The sequence below is a fragment of the Bartonella sp. AA9NXGY genome (assembly GCF_042196845.1).
In the GTDB taxonomy this organism is placed as follows: Bacteria; Pseudomonadota; Alphaproteobacteria; order Rhizobiales; family Rhizobiaceae; genus Bartonella.
The window spans coordinates 1-2257 of record NZ_JBHIRB010000062.1 but is presented as its reverse complement, the minus strand read 5'-3'; the positions used below and the strand labels follow the sequence as shown (position 1 = coordinate 2257).

The window sequence follows — 2257 nt, the reverse complement described above, 5'->3', positions numbered from 1 at the left end:
CGGTCCATTTTGAGGCAAATAAACCCATTGGTAAAGTTATGGATTTAGATAGGGGATATTAAACCAGATGTTTTTAAAAAAACGTAAACAGAAGGGGGGGAAAAAGTTCGTTGCAACGGCGGTGGGGCATGCCCCATGGGGATTAGGGGTAGCAGAGTATTTTTACAATCTTTACGAATATGATGATGGTACAAGAGAATATGAAGAATTTGACGGTGGTCAGTATCATGAGATGCCTGAGAATGTTGATTACAGTACCAAGGCGCAAGTGAAAGCTTGGATATATGGGGGTGATTTGCCAAGAAGCGTATTGAGTTGCGAAGCGTTGATAGACGAGGTGAATAGGGAAATCAAAAAACGTACAGTTAAAGCAGTGAAAACTTATGATGATATAGACAACGAGCTAGAGAAAGCACTTGGTATTCAATTAGGTAGGTATCAAAATGAAAAAAATTGAAAAAAATAAAAAATACGTATTGACTTTAAGGAAAGGTTCGTTTAGAAAGGCGTCAAGTGTGTAGAAACACTTAGCGAATAGCGGATAGGTTACGATACAGCCTCTCCCATGCCTTTTAAAATACTGACTTTCTTTTATGCTATCATTGGCATATAACGATTTATGTCGGGTGTAGTGTGTTATACAATACCCTTTTTAGGGGAAAGCACACAGCGGACTATTCGCCGTGTTTCTAGCACCCGACGCCCTTATAGGGTGTCAATAGAAACCTTCTTACGAATAGGATTACTAGCATGAAAGCTACAGTTAAAAAGAGAAAACCATCCAAAAAATATGAATTGACTAATGAAATAGATCATATGACTGGTCTCACATTATACCGTATACGCGCCTTAAAAGATTTTGGAGATGTCAAGGCGGGGGATTTAGGTGGTTTTATAGAAAATGAAAGCAACCTATCGCATTATGGTACGTGCTGGGTATATGATAAAGCCCGCGTTTTTCAAAATGCCCGCGTTTCTGGGAATGCAAAAGTAAGAAGCTTTTTTGTAGACGTTTGTGGGAATGCAAAAATTTATGGGAATGCTATTTTTGAAGCTATTTTTATGGGAGGCAATGCGCGTCTTTATGGGAATGCTCATATTAAAGGTGCTGTTGTAATTGAAGGCAATGCAAAGATTTATGATAATGCCTATGTAACTGATCATGCTCATATTTCTGATGATGCCGTCATTTGTGATAATGCTCATGTTGGAGGCAATGCAAAAATAAGCGGTGCTGCTTATATTTGTGATGACGCGCGTGTTTTCGATGATGCCGTTGTATGTGGTGCTCTTATCTCAGGAGATTCTTATGTTCATAGCGCCGCTTCTTTAACAGCAGATGATCATATTTGGAATGAAGCATATCCCGAATTTGGTAGTGAAGATGATTATTATCGTCATGAGTATTATGATGATTTTGAAGACTATTATGATGCTGATCTTGAATCGGAAAATGATGACGATTTAGAATGTGAATTAGAATGTGAAAAAGAAGCTGCTTAATTAAACAATAGGGCGGTGCGGGGGCGCCTCCTTATAACCATTTCATTTAACAATTTGTTTGAATATTAGATTAGGGAGCTACCTATGACCACTAAAACTGTATCCAAAAAATATGAACTTACTAATGAAACTACAGAAGTTAAAGACCATCTCTATGGTAGAGTTAGAACACTTTATCGCATTAAAGCTTTAAGAAGTTTTGGAAGTGTTAAAAAAGGAGATTTAGGGGGCTTTATTGAAAGTGAATACAACTTATCACATGATGGCAATTGCTGGGTTGGTGATGATGCCAAGGTTTATAATGCTGCTATGGTTTGGGGGCATGCGAAGGTTTTTGAAAATGCAATAATTTGTGATGAGGCGTGTGTTAATGGGTTTGCGAAGGTTTACGGTAATGTACGTGCTTATGGAAAGGCAATTATTGGTGGCAGGGCGCGTGTTTTTGGAGATACGCAACTTATTTTGGGGGCATGGGTTACAGGAAGAAAAGAGATTTCTACAGGTTTAATATCCTTTTGTAGATAGATAAAGACTGTAGAGGAATTGATTAAAGCGGCTGTGGCGTCTAAAAGATAGAATAAAAAAAAGCCGCGTCCTTTAAGACACGGCTTTTATTATCAAAACAGCTAGCGATCTAAATAAACGATTAAAATAACCAATCGAAATATAAAAGAACATCTCTTTATTGCACAAAACGTATCAAAAAGCAAGCTGTTAAGTAAAATAAAAATGGGATTCACACTGTAGATTCAGT

3 protein-coding genes are annotated in these 2257 nt (G+C 37.7%); all 3 read left to right on the top strand.

Going from position 1 to position 2257, the window contains the following annotated elements:
* Positions 1-67: 67 nt before the first annotated feature.
* The 3 genes from ACFIM6_RS09735 to ACFIM6_RS09725 all read left to right on the top strand — a co-directional run bounded on the left by ACFIM6_RS09735 (position 68) and on the right by ACFIM6_RS09725 (position 2028).
* Positions 68-457, top strand: a complete 390-nt coding sequence (locus ACFIM6_RS09735; protein WP_375612655.1) for a hypothetical protein — start codon at positions 68-70, stop codon at positions 455-457.
* A 293-nt stretch (positions 458-750) separates the two neighbouring features.
* Positions 751-1503: a hypothetical protein gene (locus ACFIM6_RS09730; protein ID WP_375612654.1), complete on the top strand. Its 753-nt coding sequence runs from the start codon at positions 751-753 to the stop codon at positions 1501-1503.
* An 84-nt stretch (positions 1504-1587) separates the two neighbouring features.
* The gene (locus ACFIM6_RS09725) at positions 1588-2028 is read left to right on the top strand and encodes a hypothetical protein (RefSeq protein ID WP_375612653.1); all 441 of its coding nucleotides are present in this window, start codon (positions 1588-1590) and stop codon (positions 2026-2028) included.
* Positions 2029-2257: the final 229 nt, after the last annotated feature.